This window comes from Pseudodesulfovibrio sp. lm2024, from assembly GCF_051175575.1.
Lineage (GTDB): Bacteria > Desulfobacterota > Desulfovibrionia > Desulfovibrionales > Desulfovibrionaceae > Pseudodesulfovibrio > Pseudodesulfovibrio caledoniensis.
This window is the reverse complement of the sequence record NZ_CP195092.1, coordinates 286,524-306,925: the sequence shown is the minus strand read 5'-3', so window position 1 is coordinate 306,925 and position 20,402 is coordinate 286,524. Positions and strand designations below refer to the sequence as shown.

The 20,402-nt window shown below is 65.0% G+C and carries 21 protein-coding genes; 13 read left to right on the top strand and 8 right to left on the bottom strand.

Annotation, left to right across the window (positions count from 1 at the left end):
• Nucleotides 1-53 precede the first annotated feature (53 nt).
• Together pstB and phoU are read left to right on the top strand one after the other, a co-directional pair.
• The gene (pstB, locus tag ACR42D_RS01385; protein ID WP_371386606.1) at nucleotides 54-815 is read left to right on the top strand and encodes a phosphate ABC transporter ATP-binding protein PstB; all 762 of its coding nucleotides are present in this window, start codon (nucleotides 54-56) and stop codon (nucleotides 813-815) included.
• Nucleotides 816-842: 27 nt separating this feature from the next.
• Nucleotides 843-1,508, top strand: a complete 666-nt coding sequence (gene phoU, locus ACR42D_RS01380; RefSeq protein WP_484565085.1) for a phosphate signaling complex protein PhoU — start codon at nucleotides 843-845, stop codon at nucleotides 1,506-1,508.
• 86 nt (nucleotides 1,509-1,594) lie between these two features.
• On the opposite strand, the gene ACR42D_RS01375 is transcribed toward phoU, so the two are convergent.
• Nucleotides 1,595-1,966 (bottom strand): Hpt domain-containing protein, encoded by a 372-nt coding sequence (locus ACR42D_RS01375; RefSeq protein ID WP_484565084.1) that lies wholly within the window; start codon nucleotides 1,964-1,966, stop codon nucleotides 1,595-1,597.
• Between the two features lie 89 nt (nucleotides 1,967-2,055).
• Complete coding sequence (locus ACR42D_RS01370) at nucleotides 2,056-2,433, bottom strand: winged helix-turn-helix transcriptional regulator (protein WP_484565083.1); 378 nt, start codon at nucleotides 2,431-2,433, stop codon at nucleotides 2,056-2,058.
• Between the two features lie 164 nt (nucleotides 2,434-2,597).
• Between ACR42D_RS01370 and ACR42D_RS01365 the strand changes: the two genes are divergently transcribed.
• Together ACR42D_RS01365 and ACR42D_RS01360 are read left to right on the top strand one after the other, a co-directional pair.
• A complete protein-coding gene (locus tag ACR42D_RS01365; protein WP_484565082.1) occupies nucleotides 2,598-3,107 on the top strand; it encodes a nitroreductase family protein in 510 nt (169 codons plus the stop codon).
• A 9-nt stretch (nucleotides 3,108-3,116) separates the two neighbouring features.
• Nucleotides 3,117-3,692 carry a flavodoxin family protein gene (locus tag ACR42D_RS01360; protein ID WP_484565081.1) on the top strand — a complete coding sequence of 192 codons (576 nt, stop codon included), beginning with the start codon at nucleotides 3,117-3,119 and terminating at the stop codon, nucleotides 3,690-3,692.
• 703 nt (nucleotides 3,693-4,395) lie between these two features.
• Here the strand turns inward: ACR42D_RS01360 and ACR42D_RS01355 are convergent.
• Nucleotides 4,396-5,730: a histone deacetylase family protein gene (locus ACR42D_RS01355; protein ID WP_484565080.1), complete on the bottom strand. Its 1,335-nt coding sequence runs from the start codon at nucleotides 5,728-5,730 to the stop codon at nucleotides 4,396-4,398.
• Nucleotides 5,731-5,733: 3 nt separating this feature from the next.
• Nucleotides 5,734-7,437 (bottom strand): hydantoinase/oxoprolinase family protein, encoded by a 1,704-nt coding sequence (locus ACR42D_RS01350; protein ID WP_484565079.1) that lies wholly within the window; start codon nucleotides 7,435-7,437, stop codon nucleotides 5,734-5,736.
• Nucleotides 7,438-7,664: 227 nt separating this feature from the next.
• Here ACR42D_RS01350 and ACR42D_RS01345 point away from each other — a divergent pair, with 227 nt between their 5' ends.
• From ACR42D_RS01345 to ACR42D_RS01315, 7 genes are all read left to right on the top strand, one after another.
• Nucleotides 7,665-8,525, top strand: a complete 861-nt coding sequence (locus ACR42D_RS01345) for an NmrA family NAD(P)-binding protein (RefSeq protein ID WP_484565078.1) — start codon at nucleotides 7,665-7,667, stop codon at nucleotides 8,523-8,525.
• A 1-nt stretch (nucleotide 8,526) separates the two neighbouring features.
• Nucleotides 8,527-9,300 carry an HD-GYP domain-containing protein gene (locus ACR42D_RS01340; RefSeq protein WP_484565077.1) on the top strand — a complete coding sequence of 258 codons (774 nt, stop codon included), beginning with the start codon at nucleotides 8,527-8,529 and terminating at the stop codon, nucleotides 9,298-9,300.
• Nucleotides 9,297-9,866 (top strand): GrpB family protein, encoded by a 570-nt coding sequence (locus ACR42D_RS01335; RefSeq protein ID WP_484565076.1) that lies wholly within the window; start codon nucleotides 9,297-9,299, stop codon nucleotides 9,864-9,866. Before ACR42D_RS01340 ends, ACR42D_RS01335 begins: the two co-directional genes overlap by 4 nt.
• Nucleotides 9,867-9,932: 66 nt before the next feature.
• Entirely contained in the window at nucleotides 9,933-10,316 is a 384-nt protein-coding gene (locus ACR42D_RS01330; RefSeq protein ID WP_484565075.1) for a cupin domain-containing protein, read from the top strand.
• A gap of 12 nt (nucleotides 10,317-10,328) precedes the next feature.
• Nucleotides 10,329-11,135, top strand: a complete 807-nt coding sequence (locus ACR42D_RS01325; RefSeq protein ID WP_484565074.1) for a helix-turn-helix domain-containing protein — start codon at nucleotides 10,329-10,331, stop codon at nucleotides 11,133-11,135.
• Between the two features lie 136 nt (nucleotides 11,136-11,271).
• The gene (locus tag ACR42D_RS01320) at nucleotides 11,272-12,150 is read left to right on the top strand and encodes a zinc dependent phospholipase C family protein (RefSeq protein WP_484565073.1); all 879 of its coding nucleotides are present in this window, start codon (nucleotides 11,272-11,274) and stop codon (nucleotides 12,148-12,150) included.
• Nucleotides 12,151-12,253: 103 nt separating this feature from the next.
• A complete protein-coding gene (locus ACR42D_RS01315; protein ID WP_484565072.1) occupies nucleotides 12,254-14,548 on the top strand; it encodes a PAS domain S-box protein in 2,295 nt (764 codons plus the stop codon).
• 132 nt (nucleotides 14,549-14,680) lie between these two features.
• Here the strand turns inward: ACR42D_RS01315 and sppA are convergent, their stop codons facing one another.
• Together sppA and ACR42D_RS01305 are read right to left on the bottom strand one after the other, a co-directional pair.
• On the bottom strand, nucleotides 14,681-15,577 hold the full coding sequence (gene sppA, locus ACR42D_RS01310) for a signal peptide peptidase SppA (protein ID WP_484565071.1): 897 nt from the start codon (nucleotides 15,575-15,577) through the stop codon (nucleotides 14,681-14,683).
• 18 nt (nucleotides 15,578-15,595) lie between these two features.
• Nucleotides 15,596-17,461: a 30S ribosomal protein S1 gene (locus ACR42D_RS01305; RefSeq protein ID WP_484565070.1), complete on the bottom strand. Its 1,866-nt coding sequence runs from the start codon at nucleotides 17,459-17,461 to the stop codon at nucleotides 15,596-15,598.
• 359 nt (nucleotides 17,462-17,820) lie between these two features.
• On the opposite strand from ACR42D_RS01305, the gene ACR42D_RS01300 reads away from it, so the two are divergent.
• Together ACR42D_RS01300 and ACR42D_RS01295 are read left to right on the top strand one after the other, a co-directional pair.
• The gene (locus ACR42D_RS01300; protein WP_484565069.1) at nucleotides 17,821-18,369 is read left to right on the top strand and encodes a hypothetical protein; all 549 of its coding nucleotides are present in this window, start codon (nucleotides 17,821-17,823) and stop codon (nucleotides 18,367-18,369) included.
• A 6-nt stretch (nucleotides 18,370-18,375) separates the two neighbouring features.
• Nucleotides 18,376-18,801, top strand: coding sequence for a pyrimidine dimer DNA glycosylase/endonuclease V (locus ACR42D_RS01295; protein WP_484565068.1), 426 nt, complete (start codon nucleotides 18,376-18,378; stop codon nucleotides 18,799-18,801).
• Nucleotides 18,802-19,056: 255 nt separating this feature from the next.
• On the opposite strand, the gene ACR42D_RS01290 is transcribed toward ACR42D_RS01295, so the two are convergent.
• Nucleotides 19,057-19,998 carry a spermine/spermidine synthase domain-containing protein gene (locus tag ACR42D_RS01290; RefSeq protein ID WP_484565067.1) on the bottom strand — a complete coding sequence of 314 codons (942 nt, stop codon included), beginning with the start codon at nucleotides 19,996-19,998 and terminating at the stop codon, nucleotides 19,057-19,059.
• Entirely contained in the window at nucleotides 19,980-20,387 is a 408-nt protein-coding gene (gene speD, locus ACR42D_RS01285; RefSeq protein ID WP_484565066.1) for an adenosylmethionine decarboxylase, read from the bottom strand. The genes ACR42D_RS01290 and speD overlap by 19 nt, the downstream gene beginning before the upstream one ends.
• Nucleotides 20,388-20,402 lie beyond the last annotated feature (15 nt).

Sequence of the window (20,402 nt, the reverse complement as noted above, 5' to 3'; positions counted from 1 at the left end):
TGCGTTGCGCCGATGGCGGAACACATCTCATTTATTGCCACGGAGCACGAACAATGACGACGACCATTAAGGTCTCCTCCACCAACCTTGATTTCCACTACGGGGACTTCAAGGCCCTGGAGGACATCTCCATAGACTTCGAGTCCAACAGGGTCACCGCGCTCATCGGACCGTCCGGGTGCGGCAAGTCGACCTATCTTCGCTGCATCAACCGCATGAACGACCTCATCCCCGGCACCAAGGTGGACGGCAGGATGACCCTGGACGGCCAGGATATCTACGCCCCGGGACTGGACGTGGTCTCCCTGCGGCGGCGCATCGGCATGGTCTTCCAGAAGCCCAACCCCTTCCCCAAGACCATCTTCGAAAACGTGGCCTACGGGTTGCGCGTCAACGGCGTGAAGGACAAGCAGTTCATGGAGCAGAAGGTCGAGGAGAGCCTGCTGGGCGCGGCGCTGTGGGACGAGGTCAAGGACCGGCTGCACACCTCGGCCCTGGGACTGTCCGGCGGGCAGCAGCAGCGGCTGTGCATCGCCCGCGCCCTGGCCGTGGAGCCCGAGGTCCTGCTCATGGACGAACCCGCTTCGGCGCTGGACCCCATCGCCACCCAGAAGATCGAGGACCTGATCCACGAGCTCAAAAAGGAATTCACGATCATCATCGTGACCCACTCCATGCAGCAGGCGGCCCGCGTGTCCGACCGAACCGCCTTTTTCTATATGGGCAAGCTGATCGAGGTGGACGACACCAAGACCATGTTCACCAACCCCGCCAACAAGCAGACGGAAGATTACATTACGGGCCGTTTCGGTTAAGCTGAACAGCAAAGGACGCAACGCATCATGGAACAACGCGCACATTTTTCCAAGAAACTCGAGGACCTCAAGGTCATGGTCCTGCGCATGGCGGCCCTGTCGGAATCCGCCGTGCACAAGGCGGTCCGGGCCTACCTCGAGAACGACGCCGATCTGGCCGAAGAGGTCATCGTCGGTGATGAAGCCATCAACGAGATGGAAGACGAGATCGACAACTTCAGCCTGGAACTCCTCGCCCTGGACCAGCCCATGGCCGTGGACCTGCGCACCATCGTCGGCGCGCAGCGCATCACGGTCAACCTGGAGCGGTTGGGCGACGAGGCGGTCAACCTGGCCCACCGGGCCATCTTCCTGTCCACCAGGCCGCCCATGCCGCACAACCCGAAGATGGAAGACCTGGCCAACACGGTCAAGAAGATGCTCTCCGAGGCGCTCAAGGCCTACGTGGACGACGACGTCTCCCTGGCCGGGCAGATCTGCCGCATGGACGACAAGGCCGACGACCTGACCATCGCCATCCTGCGCCAGATGGTCTCCGACATGGTCGCCGAATCCCGCATCGTGGAGCGGGGCGTGCACGCCATCATCGGCGCGCGCCACCTGGAACGCGTCGGGGACCTGGCCACCAACGTGGCCGAGACCGTGGTCTTCATCGTCGAAGGCACGAGCATGAAACACAACTGCCGCGGCTGACCCCGCACCGCGAAACAAAGCAAAAAGCCCGCCTCGTCCAACCGGACGGGGCGGGCTTTCCCGTTGATTCCGCTTTGTACAAAAACCTAGGCGCGATCCAGTTCGAACAACAGATCGCCGACTCTGAGCTCCAGCCGGGCCAGCAGCTCGGAGCAGCGCGTCCGGTCGCCGCCCTTGGCGCAGAGTTCGAGGTCGTACGCGGCCTGCCGGACGGCCTCCGCCCCCAGAGTGGCGGCCACGCTCTTCATGGTGTGGCTGTTCAGGGCCACGGCCGACAGATCGCTCCCGGAGACCCCCTGTTGAACCGCGTCCAGCCGCAGCCGAATCTCCACCGCCGCTTTGGTCAGCAGCGGCGCAAACTCCTCCAGGGTCAGCCCGAGGTCCTGGCTGGCCGAAACCGCGTCAAAAACCGCGCCGCCCGGCACGGGTGCTCCATCCCGTCTGAAATTACTGTGCATTTCCGTTCTCCCCCTCGCCTTGGACAATAGCGGACAACCCACCGGGAGCCATGCGGCAATCCCGGTGACGCCGCTCTTTCAACCGCCGCCTAAACCGCCTCGGCCTCGGGCATCTGCCCGTCATACCACTCCGCGTACTGCTCGCCCCAGCGACACAGGCTGCCGATGAGCGGCAGGATGCTCTCCCCCAGCTCGGTCAGGGAATATTCCACCTTGGGCGGCACCTGGGGATAGACCTCTCGCCGGACCACGCCGTCCGACTCCAGCTCGCGCAGCTGCTGGGTGAGCATCTTCTGGGTGATGTTCGGGATGGACCGCTTGATCTCGCTGAAACGCATGGTCCCCTCTTGGCCCAGCTTGTGCAAAATGATCAGCTTCCACTTGCCGCCGATGACCTGAAGGGTCAACTCCATGGAACAATAGTATTTCTTGTCACCGCAAATCTTCTGCGAACACGCCGTGCTCATGACTCCTCCCGCCGACCGACACCCGCCCGGAGTCTCCGTCGGCCTCAGTGGTATATTTTGGGTTACTATAGAACTTTGAAGTGCGTACTTGATCTTTTCTCTCCACTAGCAGAGAACATGGTCAAGGTAAATAGCGCCACACACCCCGAACACGGAGGATGAACATGGATACCCTGGAAGCCCTGCGCACCCGGCGCAGCATAAGAAAATTCATCGACAAGCCCGTTCCCGACGAGATGGTCACCCAGATTCTCGAAGCGGCCATGATGGCCCCCAGCGCGGGCAACGGCCAGCCCTGGCAGTTTATCGTGGTCAATGAGCGCAAACGCCTCGACGCCATGGTCGACCTGCATCCCTACGTCAAAATGGTTCTCCAAGCCCAGGTGGGCGTCATCGTCTGCGGCGACCTGTCCAAGGAAAAGTACCCGGGCTACTGGGTTCAGGACTGCGCCGCGGCCATGGAGAACATGCTCCTGGCCGTGCACGCCCTCGGCCTGGGCGCGGTCTGGACCGGCATATACCCCAAGGAGGACCGGGTCACCGGCTACCGGGCCATGTTCAACATACCGGACCACGTCATACCGCTCGGCTTCGCGCCCATCGGCTGGCCCGCACAGCAACCCAAATCCGAAAGCCGCTTCAATCCCAAACGGGTACACTACAACACCTACTAGGAGACCCTCATGAAAGTTGTCGCATTCAACGGCTCCGCCCGAAAGGGCGGCAATACCGCAAACATGATCGAACGCGCCCTCGCCAAACTCGAGGCCCAGGGCATCGAGACCGAAATGATCGAACTGGGCGGCAAGAAAATGCACGGCTGCATCGCCTGCTACAAATGCGCCGAAAACAAGGACCGCCGCTGCGCCGTCAACAACGACTTCGTCAATGAGTGTATCGAAGCCATGGACGCGGCCGACGGCATCCTGCTCGCCTCGCCCACCTACTTCGCCACCATCACCACCGAAATGAGCGCGCTCATCGACCGCGCCGGCATGGTCGGCCTGGTCAACGGCTCCATGTTCGCCCGCAAGGTCGGCGCGGCCATCGTCACCGCCCGCCGGGGCGGGGCCATGCAGACCTTCAACACCCTCAACTCCTTCTTCTTCATCCAACAGATGGTCGTGCCCGGCTCCCGCTACTGGAACATGGGCTTCGGACGGGAAAAAGGCGAAGTCCTGAACGACCAGGAAGGCATGCAGACCATGGACATCCTCGGCGATAACATGGCCTGGCTCATGCACAAACTGAACGATTAACCGACCGTCTCCTCCATACGAACAAGGCCCGACCCGGCAATACCGGATCGGGCCTTGTTGCGTGCAAAGGGAGGCCTCCGGCGGCCCCTTCGGGGGAGAGCCCTCGCCGGGCGGCGTCTCCGACGGCCAGGGCGCTGCCCTGGACCCGCTTAAGGCCGAGGGCCTTAAGAATCCCATGTTCGCTACGCTCAGGTATGTGCGGCGACGGAAGGCCGCGACAGGGACGCCTTCCGCCGTGCCGGTGTGCGATTTCGGGCAGAAAAAACGGATGAAACGACGGGCTTTTTCGCCGAAAGACGCACGCCGTTTTTTCTGCCCGAAATCGCAGGGTTGTTTTTGAAGAAAGGCTTTCCCGAAAAAGATACCAGCCAGTAGCAATAGGACGCCACGAGACCGCTTGGCCGTGTCCGCCCAGCCTCGCCTGCGGCGTTGGCGACCGTCCCGAAGGGTTCGCGCCGGGCGGCCCTCCGAGGCCCGCGGACGTCCGGCGCGACCCCCTCGGGACACCACCCGGCCAAGCTGCCTCCGCCCTCCCGCGAAACACCTCCTCACCCCGCGCCCGCACCTTCGCCGCAGGCGACACAAAAAGTTTGGGAAGAGGTCCAGGGGGCAACCCTTTTCAAAGGGTTCCCCCTGGCGGGGTCCGGGGCAGCGCCCCGGCCGTCGGAGACGCCCGCCCGGCAAGGGCATGCCGGGGGCATGCCTAAAATCCGTACCGGACGTACTCCTTGTCCAGCCGGTTGATGAGCTGGATGTAGCGGTAGGCGCCTTTGATCTGGGCGTCTTCCACGGTCTGGTAGCCTTTGGCGCGGCATTCGGGGCAGGCGTCCACCGGGATTTCCACGCCCAGGCAGAGCGGCCCGGAGTCGGCGCGGGTTTCGACCTTGTAGAGTCCCCGGCACTGCTTGCACAGGGTCACGGATTCCTGCTGGACCTCGTTGATGCCGTCGGTGTCGTAGTAGATCTGCTTGTGACGAACGAACTTGTCGCCGGAGATGATCCCCTGTCGGCTGTCGTCCTTGGACACGAACTCGGGCGGGTCGAAGTACAGGGCGGGGAGCTGCTTGCAGAGCTCCTCGATGTAGGCGGTGGTCCGGGCGTCCTGGCGGATGCGTTCGCTGTTGTAATTGGGCTCGCGCACGTGGGAGTAATCCACGCCCGCCATGGCCAAACAGATGCCGAGGTTGACGTAGGGCAGCGCGCCCTGGATGGAGTAGCCACCCTCGAGCACAGCGATGTCGGGCTTGAGCATGTCGTTCATGGCCGCGTAGCCGCCCGCCGAGAAGTTCATGTTGGTGATCGGATCGGAGAAGTGGTTGTCCTGCCCGGCGGAGTTGATGACCAGGTCGGGCTTGAAGTCCTCGAGGATGGGCAGGACGATGCGCTCCACGGCCATGAGAAAACCTTCGTCCGAGGTGTTGGGCGGCAGCGGGATGTTCAGTGTCCGGCCCATGGCGTTGGGCCCGCCCAAGTCGCGGGGGAAGCCGGTGCCGGGATACAGGGTCCGGCCGTCCTGGTGCAGGGAGATGAACAGGGTATCCGGGTCGTGCCAGTAGATGTCCTGGGTGCCGTCGCCGTGGTGGCAGTCGGTGTCCACGATGGCGATGCGCTTGTGCCCGTACTTCTCCCGGATATGCTCGATCATGATCGCTTCGATATTGATGGTGCAGAAGCCGCGCGAGCCGTGGACCACCTTCATGGCGTGGTGTCCGGGGGGCCGGACCATGGCGAAGGCGCGGTCGGTCCGGCCTTCCATGACCAGTTCGCCCGCCTTGATGGCCCCGCCCGCCGAGATGAGGTGCGAGCGGGTGGCCACGGAGGGCACGTCCGGGAAGCAGAAATGGACGCGCTCCACGTCCTCCACCGAGGCCACGTCGGGCTTGAACTCGGTGATCCCTTCGATGTCGAAAAGCCCTTCCTCGCGCAGCTGGTCCTGGGTGTAGAGCAGCCGTTCCTGCCGCTCGGGGTGGGTGGGCGAGATGGCCCAGTCGAATGCCGGGAAAAAGATGATGCCGAGGGTGTTGTTGGATTTGAGCATGGTTTAGCGTCCCTCCCCGAAGGTCTTGATTACGCCGGGCCGCACCTGGCATTTGACGCGTATGTTCCGGCCCACGCGGTCGTACCCCTCGACCATGTTGAAGCTCGACGCGTGGGTGATCAGGGCGTCCTCGGGCTTGAGGAACACGCCCATGGAGTCGAGCTGCATGGTCAGCTGGTTGACGGCGTCGCGCTTGGCGTCGTCCAGGTCGTAGCCGGAGGGGACGTTCTCGCGGTACGACAGGGTCGGGATGAACAGGACGTGGCGCTGGGTGTCGGCGAACAGCTCGAGTTCCCAGGTGGTCCGGGTCAGGGCCGCGCCGATGGCGTTGGCCACGTCAAAGTTGGCGGGCACTTCGGTGGACAGCTGGAAGCGCTGGAAGAGCTCGTCTTTCATGGCCTCGGCCGGGCCGCCCATGAGGTAGACCTTCTTGGGCACGATCTTCTTGCCTTCGAGCAGTTCGTGGATGGTGTAGACAGGCTTGGAGTTGATCTCCTCCACCAGGGCGCGGGTGGCGTCCTGGATGGCCCGGGCCGCGTAGGCCACCGCGCCTCGGGCCAGCTTTTCGCCGGTCAGGGTGCGGGCCGCGGCGTAGGCGTCCATGGCCTTGCGGGAGGCCTTGACGTCGCCGACCGAGCTCGCCCCGGTGTAGTTCAGGGCGTCGGTCAGGGTGACGCGCTCCCCGCCCAGGCAGACGGACGGGCCGAGCCGGTTGGGGCCCACGCGGACCTCTGGGCCGACCACGGAGATGGCCGAGTCGCCGCCGATGCCGATGGAGTGGACCTTGAGCGCCGAGACCAGGGTGGGATGGGAGCCGATGTCGATGCCCTCGCGCTCGATGAGCGGCGCGCCGTCGGCGAAGACCGCGATGTCGGTGGTGGTCCCGCCGATGTCGAGGATGACCGAGTCGTGGAAGATGTCGGTCAGGGCGATGATGCCCATGACCGAGGCGGCCGGGCCGGAAAAGATGGACTGCACGGGCAGGGTCCGGGACTGGGGCAGGGGCATGGTCCCGCCGTCGGCCTTGAGGATGTTGACCTTGACGTGGCCCAGGCCCATCTCGTCCAACGCCTTTTCCACGGCCGTGGCGAACTCGTTGTACAGCCGCCAGACCGCGCAGTTGAAATAGGCGGTGGCCACCCGGCGCGGGAAGTTGAGCGCCCCGCCGAGCTGGTGGCCCAGGGTGACGAAGTCGGCGTGTTCGCAGACCTCCACGGACTTGCAGTTGCAGACCGTGCGCCGGATGAGGTTCTCGTGGCGCGGGTTGCGGGTGGAGAATTTGGAGACCGCGGCAAAGACGCGCACGCCGTTGTCGCGGCAGGCGTCCACGGCCTCGGCCAGCTGGCGGGTGGACAGGGCGCGGACCTCGTTGCCCCGGTGGTCGATGGACCCGTCGATGACGTGGAAATCCTTGCAGGGCATGAAATTGTGCGGATCGATGCCCGGCCCGGCCGAGACGATGACGCCCACGTCCTCGGTCTTGTTCTGGACGATGGCGTTGGTGGACAGGGTCGTGGACAGGTTGAGCTGGGTGACCGCGTTCCTGTCGACCTGGCCGAGGATGGTGGTCAGGGCCTCGGTGACCGAGGAGAGCAGGTCGTGGTGCCGGGTGGGCACCTTGCAGGAGGCGGCCACGGCGGGCGCGTCCCCGATGTCGATGGCGACCGCGTCCGTGTGGGTGCCGCCCACGTCGATTCCTAGTAGCATTTCCACTCCATGGTTTATTCTGGCTTCTCTCCGGGTTACCCCCCTTGGCCGCGCTGCGCAAGTGTCCTTTCGGTCAATGGTCGAATAGGGCCGGGGAATGGTCGGGCGAGAATCGGGATGCGGCGGAGGACCGTTTGCCTTTCCCCGGCATCTTCGTGTAGCGTGCGAAAGTCACAAGGAAAATCCCCGCGCGACGGTTCGAGTCCACGGGGGAAAGGAGCGGTTCCATGAGCAGGATTTTCATAGCGGGCGCGGCCGGAAACATCGGCTCCGCCCTGATCGATACACTTCCCGACAAGGCCGAAATCGTGGCCGGGGTGCGCTCACCGGAAAAGGGCGAGGCGCTCAAGGCCAGGGGCGTGGAGGCGCGGGTCTTCGACTTCGGGGACAAGGACTCCATGGTCGCGGCCATGGCCGGGTGCGACCGCATGTTCCTGGTCGTGCCCATGCTGGAGAAGATGACCCGGTTCGGACGCCTGGCCGTGGACGCGGCCAAGGAGGCGGGCATCGGGTACATCGTCCGGTCCAGCGCGTACGGCGCGTCCTCGGACGCCCATTGGCGGCTGGGGCGCAAGAACGGCATGATCGACCAGTTCGTGGAGGACTCCAAGATCCCGTTCACCGTGTTGCGGCCCAACTCCTTCATGCAGAATTTCAGCACCGTCCTGGCGGACATGATCAAGTCCGGGACCATCGCCCTGGCCGAGGAGGACTACAAGGTCAGCTACATCGACGTGCGCGACATCGCGGCCTGCGCGGCCCGGCTGCTTGCGGACAACGAGGGGTACACGGACAGCTTCTACGCCCTGACCGGCCCGCAGGGGCTGACCCTGACGGACGTGGCCGAGACCATCGGCTCGGAGGCCGGGGTAAAGGTCGCGTACACCCCCATCGAGGAGGAGGCGTACATCGAGGGGCTGGACCGGGCGGGCGTGGCCGAGTGGAACCGCAACATGCTGGTCTCCCTGAGCCGGGTCATCAAGCTCGGCATGATGGGCAACGTCACCCAGGCCGTGGAATACCTGACCGGCACCCCGGCGCGCCCCTTCGCCGAGTTCGTGGCCGACCACGCGGGCGCATGGAGGTAGGATGCTCAAGGGCCAGAAGGAACTGCTGCGCATCATCCGGAATATCTCGATAGGCGATTCGGCCGTCGGCATCGAGGCCCTGACCGGGCCGGAGTACGACCCGGAGATCCAGGAGCTGGCCGAGGCCGTGGCCCTGATGCTGGCCAAGATCGAGGCCAGGGAGGACCGGCTGGAGCAGCTTTTGGCCAAGATCCGCAAGGACATGGTCAACACCATCACGGCCGTGGCCCACGCCCTGGGCGCGCGCGACGCCTACACCGAGGGGCACGGCGAGCGCGTGGGCGTCTACGCCCGGCGGCTGGCCCAGCGGCTGGGGCTCCCGGCCCACGAGGTGGAGCGCATCCGTATTGCCGGAACCCTGCACGACATCGGCAAGATCGGCTTTTCCGACCGCATCTTCAACAGCGAGGACACGCCCCTGACCAAGGAGATGGTCGACGAGATCCACCGCCACCCGGAGTGGGGGCGCGACATCCTCAAGAACCTCGATTTCCTGGGTCCTGCGCTCGAATACGTCTACGCCCACCACGAGCTCATGGACGGCTCGGGCTACCCGCGCGGGCTCAAGGGCGAGGACATCCCGCTGGGCGCGCGCATCCTGTGCGTGGCCGACTACTTCGACGCCATGACCACGGACCGCCCCTACCAGCGGGGCCGCTCGGTGGAAGAGGCCTTCGCCATCCTGCGCAGCCTGGCCGGATCGTCCCTGGACCCGGACCTGGTCGAGACCTTCATCGCCGAGGTCGAGGAAGGCGGCACGGCGGAACGGCCGTGACCGAGACCCTGGAAGAGAAGATCGCGCGGGTCCTCAAGGACCGGATCGAGCTGGTCCCGCCCGACCCGGCCTGGGCCCGACGGTTCGAGGAGGAGAAGGGGCGGTTGCTCGACCTGTTGCCCGAGGGGCTGATCGTGCGCGTGGAACACTTCGGCAGCACGGCCATTCCCGGCATCTGGGCCAAGCCGGTGGTGGACATGCTCGTGGAGGTCGCGGACCTGGACCGGGCCCGCGACGAGGCCGCGCCCATCCTGGAGGCGTTGGGCTACGACTATTTCTGGCGGCCCCAGCCCGAGGGGGCGACCCCGCCGCACTACCCGTGGTTCATCCGGCGCGGGCCCGGCGGCGAACGCACCCACCACATCCACATGACCCTGGCCGACTCCACCTTGTGGGCAGGGCTGGTCTTCCGCGATTACCTGCGGGCCCACCCGGACGCGGCGGCCGAATACGAACGGCTCAAGCGGCGTCTGATCGCCGACCACCCCGGCGACCGCGTGGCCTACACCCAGGGCAAGACCGATTTCGTGCGCGCCATCGCGGCCCGGGCCGCCGACGGGCGCTGACGGCAAGATCGTCCAAGACCGGCCGCGTCCGAAACCCTATCCTCCCTGGAAAACCAAGGAGGCATCATGCAACTCTTCACCCTGTTCGACAACGGCGCCGTGACCGCCGACGGCGCGGCCAAATCCGCCACGGACCTGCCGTGGCGCCAGCACCCCACCTTTGCCGGGGTGGCCCTCAAACACCTGATCACCGGAGCCGAAACCGGCGGCGCGTTCAGCGCCCACCTGGTCCGCCTTGAACCCGGCGCGGAAATCGGCGACCATGTCCACGAAACCAGCTGGGAACTGCACGAGGTGGCCGGAGGCGACGGCGAATGCCTGCTCGAAGGCAGCGCCATCCCCTATGAACCGGGGCGTGTCGCGGTCATTCCGCAGAACGCCCCCCATCGGGTGCGGGCCGGAAAGGACGGGCTCCGACTGCTGGCCAAGTTCGTGCCCGCCCTGCTCTGACAAAGGACGTCCATGGGAGAGCGCATCACCGAATACAGCGAGATTCCGGGCCTGGAAGGGGTCGGCGTGGTCCGCCATGCGGGCGCGGCGGCCACCGCCGCGCGCCACGCCCACCAGTCCGTATGCGTGGGCGCGGTCCTGTCCGGGACGCGCACTGTCCGGGGGCCGGGCGGCGGATGCGAGGCCGTGGCCGGGCAGGTCCTGGTCATTCCGTCCGGCCTGGCCCACGTCTGCCCGGACGCGGGCAGGAGCGAATACGTCATGGTCAGCCTGGCCCCGGCCTGTTTCCATGCAGCCGGGCTGACCCCGAGCCTCGCCCCGGACCGGCCCGCCGTGGTCGACGACCCCATCCGTTTCGGGGACGTGCTCCGGCTGGCCGAACTGGCCGGGCGCGCGGCCTCGCACCTGGAGCGGCAGGCCGCCCTGCTCGCGGTCATGGCCCCCCTATGCCGGGAACGGGACCGCTCCACACGTGACGAAGACGCGGAGCCCGAGCGCATTGCCGTGGTCCGCCGCCATCTGGAAACGGCCTGCGCCGAGGACGTCCGCCTCGAGGACCTGGCCCGCCTTGCCGGGTACAGCCCGTGCCGCTTGAACCGGCTCTTCGCCCGCGCCGTGGGCATGCCCCCGCACGAATACCAGGTCCTGCAACGGGTTCGGATGGCCAAGGCGTGCATCCGCAGGGGATTGGGCCTGGCCGAGAGCGCGGCCGAGGCGGGGTTCTCGGACCAGAGCCACATGACCCGCTGTTTCCGCAAGGTCATGGGCATGACGCCCGGCGTTTTCGCGGCCGGGGCGGCGACCGCCCCAAAAGACTGAAAACCCGCTCCAGTCCTTTATCCAGACGGAACGGCATGTTGCCGAAACAGCCTTTTCCCGGAGGGGAATCTTCGCACGATTATCGTTGACTTTTCGGGGCAGACACTTACCTCTCCTTTCGGAGAGACCCTATTTGATGAAGCTTGTCCTGATCCTTGCCTGCCTTTTCGTGGCGCTTTTGCCCGACCAGGCCCTTGCCTGGGGCCCCGGGGTGCATCTGGCCCTGGGCAACGCCGTGCTGTCCAATCTCGGCTGCCTGCCCCCGCTGCTGGCCGCGATCATCTCGCGCCACCGCGAGGCCTTCCTGTACGGCTCCCTGTCCGCGGACATCTTCATCGGCAAAGGCACCCGGATCAAGCCCGGCCACAGCCACAACTGGGTGACCGGTTTCAAGCTGCTCAAGTCCGCCGGGGACACCCGCGTGGCGGCCTACGCCTACGGCTACCTGACCCACCTGGCCGCCGATGTGGTGGCCCACAACTATTTCGTGCCCAACGCCCTGGCGGCCATGAAGTCCGGCTCCAAACTCTCCCACGTCTACGTGGAGGCCCAGGCCGACCGCCGCTTCCGCAACGAGCAGGAGACCGCCCTGTGCCTTCTGCGCATGCCCAACCGCGTCCAGGACGACTCCCTGCTCACGGCCATGGACCGCCGCAGGTTCCCCTTCCTGGTCAAGAAACAGCTGCTCAAGGGCAGCCTGTCCCTGACCGGGCGCAAGTCCTGGACTGACTCCCTGCGGCTGGCCGAACGGCTGCTGCACTCCTCCAAGGTCAACCGCCAGCTCGACGACATGTTCTCCCTGTCCGAAAACCTGGTCTTCGATTTCCTGAACGGCCCGGACCTGTCCCCGGCCGTGGCCTTCGACCCCATCGGCAGCGGCAATCTCCGCCGGGTGCGCGAGATGCGCCTGGAGCGGCGGGCCGTGACCTTCTTCTCCCCGGACGAGTCCCTGCTGTCCATCCCGCGTCCCGCCATCGACGGGGCCGACGCCGTCCTGGCCAAGGTCGGCGGCTGATCCTCGCCGGGACCCTCTCATCCGTTTCAATTCGCCCGTCCTTTTGATATGAGGACGGATACGCGGCGCGATACGCGGCCGTTAACAACGGATGGCTGTCCCCATGCTCAAGCGCACCACCTACCTGATCCCCCCGTTCATCGGCCTCATCGTCGCCGTGATGGTCTACGTCGGTTACCATGCGGATCAGGACTACCACGCCCAGCAGGTCCGCGCCCGGGTGGTCCAGTCCCTGAACGAGAGCAAGGCCAGCCTGGACGCGGCCATCGGCTCCGGGATTCACCTGGCCAGCGCCATGGAGGCCTTTCTCAAGGTCAATCCGGGCCTGAACCAGTCCCAGTTCGCCGTGCTGGCCGACGCCCTGCTGGTGAACATGCCCGCGGTCAGCTCCCTGCAACTGGCCAAGGACGACACCGTTTCCCACGCCTACCCCTCCTGGAGCGCGGACAAGACCTTTGGCCGCCCGTTGAGCCAGATCGGCCCCATGGCCCAGCGCACCCTGCTCAAGCGGGCCAAAACCACCGGGCGAAGGCAGATCCTGACCCCCAACGGGGACTCCATCGAGAGCGAGGAGATCGTCATCCTGGCCCCGGTCTTTCTGCCCGGCAAGCCGCATCCGGAAGGCTACTGGGGCATGATCAGCATCCACCTCGACGCCATGGCCCTGTATCGCACGGCCAACATCGGCCTGTCCGGCGACGTCCTCCTGGCCCTGCGCGACAAACGGCCGCTGGAGGGCCGAAACCCCGAGCTCGCGGGCGATCCCGTGGTTTTCGAGATGGCCCCCATGGAGCGCACCGTCTACGTCCCGTCCGACGAATGGCTCCTGTCTGCGGCCCCGCGCGGCGGCTGGTCCGCCTCACCCTACGCCAACTACATCCTCGGCTTCGGGCTGCTGGCCATCGTGCTCATTCCGGCCTCCCTGTGGGCCGTGGCCGTCATCCTCATGGGCCGCCTCAAGGACCGCGAGCGCTACTACCAGCTGGTGCACAACGCCAAGTCCATCATCATGCGCATCAACATGGACGGCGACATCGTCTTCTGCAACGAATACGCCGAGGACTTCTACGGGTACGAACCCGGCGAGCTGCTGGGCAAACCCCTGGTCGGCACCCTGGTCCCGCGCAGGACCCTGGAGGGCCGCTCCATGCGCCGCTACCTCGCCCGCCTGCTCCTGAACCCCTCGGCCCACCCGTTCAACGAGACCATGAACGTGCGCAAGAATGGCGAGATCGTCTGGGTGGCCTGGGCCAACGACTCGGTGCGCGCCAAGGACGGGACGTCCGTCGGCCTCTTGTGCGTGGGCACGGACATCACCGACCGCAAGCTCATGGAGGAGGCCCTGCGCCAGCGCGAGAAGCAGTACCGCCTGCTGGCCGAGAACGTGACCGACATCATCTGGGGGTTGGACGCGGACTACCGTTTCACATTCGTCAGCCCGTCGGACGAGACCGTGCGGGGCTTCAAGCGCTCGGACGTGCTCGGCCGCTATATCCAGGAATTCCTGACCCCGGCGTCCAAGACCCGGTTCAAGGACATCCTGCGCGTGCTCGACGACCTGGCCGACGCCCAGGGCTCGCAGGCCTCGGTCACCGAGGACCTGGAGTTCACCTGCGCGGAGGGCGGCTCGGTCTGGCTCGAATCCCACCTGGGCATCCTCTTCTCCGAAGAAGGCGAGCGCATCGGCCTGCAGGGCGTGAGCCGCGACATCACCGACCGCAAGCTGGCCGAGGCGTTGCGCGAGGACGTGGAGCGCATGGCCAGGCACGACCTCAAGACCCCGCTGGGCGCGGTCATCGGCCTGCCCGAGGAGATCCGCCGCCACGGTAACCTGAACGCGGCCCAGGAGGCCATGCTCGGGACCATCGAGAACGCGGGCTCCACCATGCTCGAACTGATCAACCGTTCCCTTGACCTGTACAAGATGGAATGCGGCACCTACGTCCTGGACCGGACCACCGTGGACGTCCTCGAGGTCCTGGAAAAGATCAAGGCCGAGGCGCTGCCCCACATCAGCGAAAAGGGCATCAGCGTGGGCATCGAGGTCCTGGGCGGCGCAGAGAACGGCACCCTGCCCGTGTCCGCCGACGCCGAGCTCTTCCACTCCATGCTCGCCAACCTGGTGACCAACGCCCTGGAGGCCTCCCCGGAGACCGGCTCCGTGTCCATCGTCCTGGACAAGGACGACGGTTTGACCGTGACCATCCGCAACCAGGGCGAAGTGCCCCTGTCCGTGCGCGAGACCTTTTTTGACAAGTACTCCACCTCCAGCCCGGCGCGGGGATCGGGCCTGGGCACCTATTCCGCCCGGCTCATCGCCCGCACCCACGGCGGCGACATCGCAGTCGAGACCGGCACGCCGGGCGAGACCAGCGTGGTCGTGACCCTGCCGCAATAGCGCAGGCGGGCATCCCTCCCGCATACGGGCCTGATCGGCCGCGACACGAACGCGGGCGCAACAGAAGAACGCGGGGCGCGCCCGCGCTCCCGGCCACTCCACGGCCCATCCGCATCCGGGCGCTTTGCCCGCCTATTTATAGAAGAATGACCAGCCCTGAGGCAGACTGGACGAGAGATCGATCTTGAGGGAGCCCATCAGCTGCTGGACAAAGGTGCGCTCCTCGACCGGCCCTTCGACCAGCCGGGCGCGGCCCGTGATGCCGGACTCGGTCTTGAGTTCGGCGATGGCGTCGGCCTGGGTGCCGATGCGGTCCACCAGCCCGAGGGACACGGCCTGGCGTCCGGTCACGGCGCGGCCGTCGGCTATGGCGGCCACCCGGGCGCGGTCCATGCCGCGCGCCTCGGCCACATGGTCCACGAACTGGTCGTGGAGATCCTGCATGAGGTCGAGCATCTGCTCGCGCTGGGCGTCGGTCAGGTTGCGCAGGGGCGTGCCCGCGGCCTTGTACTTGCCGGTGGTCAGCACCTCGGGCTTGATGCCGAACTTCTCCATGGCGTCGGCCACGGTGACGAACTCGGCCATGACCCCGATGGAGGCGGTGATGGACCCCGGATTGGCGTAGATCAGCCGGGCCGGGCAGGACGAGTAGTAGCCGCCGGACGCAGCCACCGTGCCGTAGGAGGCGATGACCGGCTTGGCCTCGTTGAGCTTCTTGACCGCGGCGTAGATCTCCTGGGAAGGAGCGATGGCTCCGCCCGGGGAGTTGACCCGCAGCAGCACGCCCTTGACCGAATCATCATCCTCCAGGGTGCGGATGAACGAGACCACCGGGGAGGCGTCCACGATCATGCCGTCAACGTGGACGACGCCGATCTTGTCGCCGGACAGGGCGAAGGTCCCCGGCATCCAGCCCATGGAACGGAAAAAGGCCATGACCCCCGTAATGAGGGCCATGGCCAGTATGATCATCATCACCCCGAACAGAAGGGGGTGGCGCTGGGAGAAACGGTCTTTGGTCCCTGCCATGCGCATGACGTTTTTGCCTTACTTGGTCTCTTCTTCCTCGGCAGCGGCTTCCTCGGCCGGAGCTTCGGATTCGACAACCTCTTCCACCGGGGCTTCCTCGACTTCCTCGACGGGAGCGGCAGCCACGGCTTCTTCCTCTTCGGCGGCGGCCAGGGCGTCACCGGCGGCTTCCTCCAGCTTCTCGCGAAGCAGGTCGCCCAGGGTGGAACCGGCGCTCACGCTGTCGCCGCCAAAGGACTTGGACTTGCCGCCGCCGGCGCGGGCGGGCTCTTCCTTGGTCTGCTTGATGGACAGGCCCAGACGGCGCTCGTCCGCGGACACGTGGATGACCTTGGCCTCGATGGTGTCGCCTTCCTTAAACATCTCGGAGGGGGACTTGATCTTCTTGCGGCTGATCTCGGAGACGTGCACCAGGCCCTCGATGCCTTCCTCGACCTCGACGAAGAGACCGAAGTCGGTGATGTTGGTGACCACGCCGTTGACCTTCTGGCCCACGGGGTACTTGGCCGGGACCTGGGTCCACGGGTCTTCGGTCAGCTGCTTCACGCCCAGGGTGAACTTCTCGTTCTCCTTGTCCACGGTGAGGACCTTGGCCTGGACGGAGTCACCGGCCTTGTAGACCTCGGAGGGGTGGCGGATCTTCTTGGTCCAGGAGATGTCGGACACGTGGATCAGGCCGTCGATGCCCTCCTCGATGCCGATGAACACGCCGAACTCGGTGATGTTCTTGATGGCGCCCTCGAGGACGGTGCCCTCGGGATACTTCTCGGCCACCACATCCCACGGGTTCGGGGAGATCTGCTTCATGCCGAGGCTGATGCGCTTCTTCTCGGGGTCGACGCCCAGGACGATGACTTCGACTTCCTCGCCGACCTTGACCATCTGGGAGGGGTGGCGGAGCTTGCGGGTCCAGGACATCTCGGAGATGTGGACCAATCCTTCCACGCCGTTCTCCAGCTCGACGAACGCGCCGTAGTCGGCCAGGTTGGTGATGACGCCGGTGAAGCGGGAACCCTCGGGGTACTTCTCGGCGATGTTCTCCCACGGATCGGGGACGAGCTGCTTGAGACCCAGGGAGACCTTCTGGCCTTCACGGTCGAAGTTGAGGATCTTCAGTTCCAGATCGTCGCCCAGGCCGACCATCTCCTTGGGATGCTTGATGCGCTTCCAGGACATGTCGGTGATGTGCAGCAGGCCGTCGAGGCCGCCCAGGTCGATGAACACGCCGTACTCGGTGATGTTCTTGACCTTGCCCTGCACCACCTGGCCCTCTTCGAGGGTCTCCAGCAGCTTGTCGCGCTGCTCGGAACGCATCTCCTCGAGGAGCACGCGGCGGGACACGATGACGTTGGAACGGCGGCGGTTGATCTTCAGGATCTTGAAATCGAACTCCTGGTTGACCAGGGCGTCCATGTCCGGAACCGGACGGAGGTCGACGTGGGAACCGGGCAGGAACGCCTCGACTCCGCCGAGGTCGACGGTGTAGCCGCCCTTGATGCGGCGGATGATGCGGCCGACGACTTCGCCGTCCTTCTCCTGGAGCTCTTCCAGTTTATCAAAAAGCTGCATCCGCTTGGCCTTGTCACGGGACAAGTAGATGGTGCCTTCGGCTTCGTTCTTGCGGGCGACGAACACGTCGACCTTCTCACCGACGGACACGGACACGGTGCCGTCCGGCTCGGTGAATTCGGAAACGGGGATTTGGCCTTCGGACTTGAAGTTCACGTCGACCAGCACGTAGTCCTTGTCGACCTTGACGACTTCACCCGCGACGATGGTCCCTTCGTCCAGATCTCCGAAATCGGAGTTCAGATACTCGTCAAGAGCATCGGCAAAGTTCATTTCCATCTCAGGCATTTCAACAGATTCGTTAGTTTTTTCCATGGGTTACCTCCACAACGGACCTCGGGCAAAGTAGTTTTAACGTATATTTTCAAGATGCTGGTTCCGTGCTGGCGGGTCATCGTTTCCGAGGCAGGCGAGCCCCGTTCGCAAGGTCGGCCTTCACGGCCGATCCCGACATCTTTACGCTCCTTTTGAGGAAAATAAACAATTCAAACAAGTTATGAATCAGCTATTCTCCCATACTAAGAAGAGTCATGTACGTAGCGGAAATATAGGACCCTGTAAACCCTTTTTTGGCAAGGATTCGGCACCGGCGGGCGCGGCTTTCACCCACTCTGCCTTTGCCTATCCCCGGCGAGTTGTGTAGTGTGCCGGGAGACTGTGACATGGAGGACGGGATGTCTGATAATCGTTTTGAAATCTTCCTTACCGAAGCGCGGGCCGGGTGGCTGGAGGCCCGGTTGGTGTCAAACGATTCCCACTTCGACCTGAGCGTCAATTCCAACTTTTCCGAGCCCATCAAAGACCTGTTCCGCTGCCTGTGCGACGTGCGCGGGCTCGACGCGCCCACGGACATGGAGGCGGACTACCGACACACCGAATTCGAATGGGGCGGCGAGGGTTGGCTCTACTACTGGGTGGTCACCCCCCGGCCCGGCGGCGTGCTCGACATCATGGTCGACTTCAAGGGCAAGCGCGAAGTAGGCGGCGAGGAGTATCCCGTCTGGAAGATCGAGACCTCCACCACCTGGGACGAGTTCGCCCGCCAGGTCTTCACCCAGGCCTCGGAGCTGCTCTGGATGTACGGCTTCACCGGCTACTACGCCCGCTGGCAGAAGGACTTCCCGGCCGGGGAGATGATGCGCCTGGGCCACCTGCTCCACGGCCTGCCCGCCGAAACCGACGACTTTGCCCGCGAACTGGGCTACCTGGCCGAGACGAGGTAGTCCGCCATGCGGCTGTGGACCGTCCACCCCCGCTTCCTGGACGCCAAGGGACTGACCGCCGCGTGGCGCGAAGGCCTGCTGGCCCGCAAGGTCCTGCGCGGCCAGACCAGGGGCTACACCAACCACCCCCAACTCATCCGCTTCCGCAACCACCCCGACCCGCTGTCGGCCATCGACGTCTTTCTCGCGGCCGTGCTCAATGAAGCCCGCAACCGGGGCTACAACTTCGACGCCTCAAAAATAGACGAGCACGCCCAGGCCGCGCCCATCCAGGAAACCACCGGCCAGCTCGACTACGAATGGCGCCACCTGCTCAATAAGCTCGACCGACGAGACCCCGAACGGTTCGAGGACTCACGTAATCTACGCCCGGCACCCCACCCCCTGTTCGTCCTGATCAAGGGCGACGTACAAGACTGGGAAAAGCGGTAAGACGCCTCCCCCGCCCCCCCCCATCCCCTCTCACCCTCCTAAACTTTCTGTGCCGCTTCGCGGTAGTCACAAACGATGATTCATCCTTCTCCCCGCGCCCGCACGCCCCTGCCGAAGGCACACAAAAAGCTTTGAAGGGGGAGTCCAGAGGGGGAAACTTTCTCGAAAGTTTCCCCCTCTGGCCGCCGGAGGCATCAAAAAAGGCCGGGCCGGTGCGCATGCACCGGCCCGGCCTCTTATATACTATGCGCGCGCCTAGGACTTGACGCCGGTACCGGTATAGCGGGCCGGGTCGTCGAGGGTGGACAGGGTTTCTCCCTTGGCCACTTTGTCGCGCAGGTATTTGGGCGGGCTCATGAGTCCGCGCAGGGCGATGCCGTCGAAGAACTTGAGTTCGCCGTCCACTTTTTCGGCCAGGAAAGCGTCCACCTTGGCGGGCTCCGGGTCGGTGTCGATGGGCTTGAGCGAGCCCAGGGCGAAGCCGAGCGGGACCACGTAGGTGGGGGTGCAGGAGAAGAAGTGGGTGACGTTCTCGAACACGGTGCCCAGGGAGCGCACGATGCGGGCGTGGCCGTCGTCGAACGGGGGCGTGACAGGGCCCGCCTGGATGACGAACACGCCGCCCGGGGCCAGGGCCTCGCGGCAGGTGGTGAAGAACTCCCTGGTGAAGAGGTCCATGGCCGGGCTGTCCTCGAGCGGGTCGGACAGGTCGCAGACGATCACGTCCCAGGAGCCGCCCTCCTTTTCGAGCACTTCGAAAGCGTCGCCAAAGCGGATCTCGGCGCGCGGATTCTGGAAGCAGCCCTGGTGGATGCCGGCCAGGTGCTCCTGGCAGGCGTCGTACACGACCTTGTCGATCTCCACCTGGACGGCCTTGGTCACGGACTTCCACTTGAGGACCTCGCGCACTGCCCCGCCGTCCGCGCCGCCCAGGACCAGAACGCGCGAGGGCGCGCCGTGCTGGTACAGGGCGGTATGGACGAGCGGCTCGTGGTAGAGGAACTCGTCGCGTTCGGAGACCTGCCACTTGCCGTCCAGGACCAGGCCCGCGCCGAAGGTCTTGGAGCGGACGATGGACATCTCCTGGTATTCGGTCCGCTTGAACTCGAGGATCTGCTCCACCCCATGGAGGTGGACGTCGTCCTCGGTCATGTATTCAGTGATCCAATAGTCGCTACTCAGCCTCGAACCTGCCACAGCGTCGCCTCCTCTTTCGGGGTCAGGGGATGGTGGCACCCGCAGCCGTTGCCGCGCGGCAGCACGGTCAGGGTGTGGTCCGCGGCCTGAAACTCGCTGACGAAATATTCGCAGGCGAGCCTGGGCTTGGCGGTTTCGCCGCAGGTGAAGATATCCACGGCCGCATAGCCCGATTCGGGCCAGGTGTGGATGGAAATATGGGATTCCGCGAGCAGGGCCAGGGCGGTGACTCCCTGGGGCTCGAATTTATGGCTCGTGATGTCGAGCAGGGTGGACATGGCCCGCTGGGAAGCGGAGATCATGGTTTCGAGAATGAGCTGCTCGTCGTCGAGCAGATGGGAAGGACAACCTTTGAGTTCAAGAATACAATGCACACCGACAGTGTTCATTCATCAACACCTCGT

What these genes read in the sequence shown, in the direction of transcription:
- pstB (WP_371386606.1), top strand. Translation starts at nt 54, where the DNA reads ATGACGACGACCATTAAGGTCTCCTCCACCAACCTTGATTTCCACTAC.
- phoU (WP_484565085.1), top strand. Translation starts at nt 843, where the DNA reads ATGGAACAACGCGCACATTTTTCCAAGAAACTCGAGGACCTCAAGGTC.
- ACR42D_RS01375 (WP_484565084.1), bottom strand. Translation starts at nt 1,966, where the DNA reads ATGCACAGTAATTTCAGACGGGATGGAGCACCCGTGCCGGGCGGCGCG.
- ACR42D_RS01370 (WP_484565083.1), bottom strand. Translation starts at nt 2,433, where the DNA reads ATGAGCACGGCGTGTTCGCAGAAGATTTGCGGTGACAAGAAATACTAT.
- ACR42D_RS01365 (WP_484565082.1), top strand. Translation starts at nt 2,598, where the DNA reads ATGGATACCCTGGAAGCCCTGCGCACCCGGCGCAGCATAAGAAAATTC.
- ACR42D_RS01360 (WP_484565081.1), top strand. Translation starts at nt 3,117, where the DNA reads ATGAAAGTTGTCGCATTCAACGGCTCCGCCCGAAAGGGCGGCAATACC.
- ACR42D_RS01355 (WP_484565080.1), bottom strand. Translation starts at nt 5,730, where the DNA reads ATGCTCAAATCCAACAACACCCTCGGCATCATCTTTTTCCCGGCATTC.
- ACR42D_RS01350 (WP_484565079.1), bottom strand. Translation starts at nt 7,437, where the DNA reads ATGCTACTAGGAATCGACGTGGGCGGCACCCACACGGACGCGGTCGCC.
- ACR42D_RS01345 (WP_484565078.1), top strand. Translation starts at nt 7,665, where the DNA reads ATGAGCAGGATTTTCATAGCGGGCGCGGCCGGAAACATCGGCTCCGCC.
- ACR42D_RS01340 (WP_484565077.1), top strand. Translation starts at nt 8,527, where the DNA reads ATGCTCAAGGGCCAGAAGGAACTGCTGCGCATCATCCGGAATATCTCG.
- ACR42D_RS01330 (WP_484565075.1), top strand. Translation starts at nt 9,933, where the DNA reads ATGCAACTCTTCACCCTGTTCGACAACGGCGCCGTGACCGCCGACGGC.
- ACR42D_RS01325 (WP_484565074.1), top strand. Translation starts at nt 10,329, where the DNA reads ATGGGAGAGCGCATCACCGAATACAGCGAGATTCCGGGCCTGGAAGGG.
- ACR42D_RS01320 (WP_484565073.1), top strand. Translation starts at nt 11,272, where the DNA reads ATGAAGCTTGTCCTGATCCTTGCCTGCCTTTTCGTGGCGCTTTTGCCC.
- ACR42D_RS01315 (WP_484565072.1), top strand. Translation starts at nt 12,254, where the DNA reads ATGCTCAAGCGCACCACCTACCTGATCCCCCCGTTCATCGGCCTCATC.
- sppA (WP_484565071.1), bottom strand. Translation starts at nt 15,577, where the DNA reads ATGGCAGGGACCAAAGACCGTTTCTCCCAGCGCCACCCCCTTCTGTTC.
- ACR42D_RS01305 (WP_484565070.1), bottom strand. Translation starts at nt 17,461, where the DNA reads ATGGAAAAAACTAACGAATCTGTTGAAATGCCTGAGATGGAAATGAAC.
- ACR42D_RS01300 (WP_484565069.1), top strand. Translation starts at nt 17,821, where the DNA reads ATGTCTGATAATCGTTTTGAAATCTTCCTTACCGAAGCGCGGGCCGGG.
- ACR42D_RS01295 (WP_484565068.1), top strand. Translation starts at nt 18,376, where the DNA reads ATGCGGCTGTGGACCGTCCACCCCCGCTTCCTGGACGCCAAGGGACTG.
- speD (WP_484565066.1), bottom strand. Translation starts at nt 20,387, where the DNA reads ATGAACACTGTCGGTGTGCATTGTATTCTTGAACTCAAAGGTTGTCCT.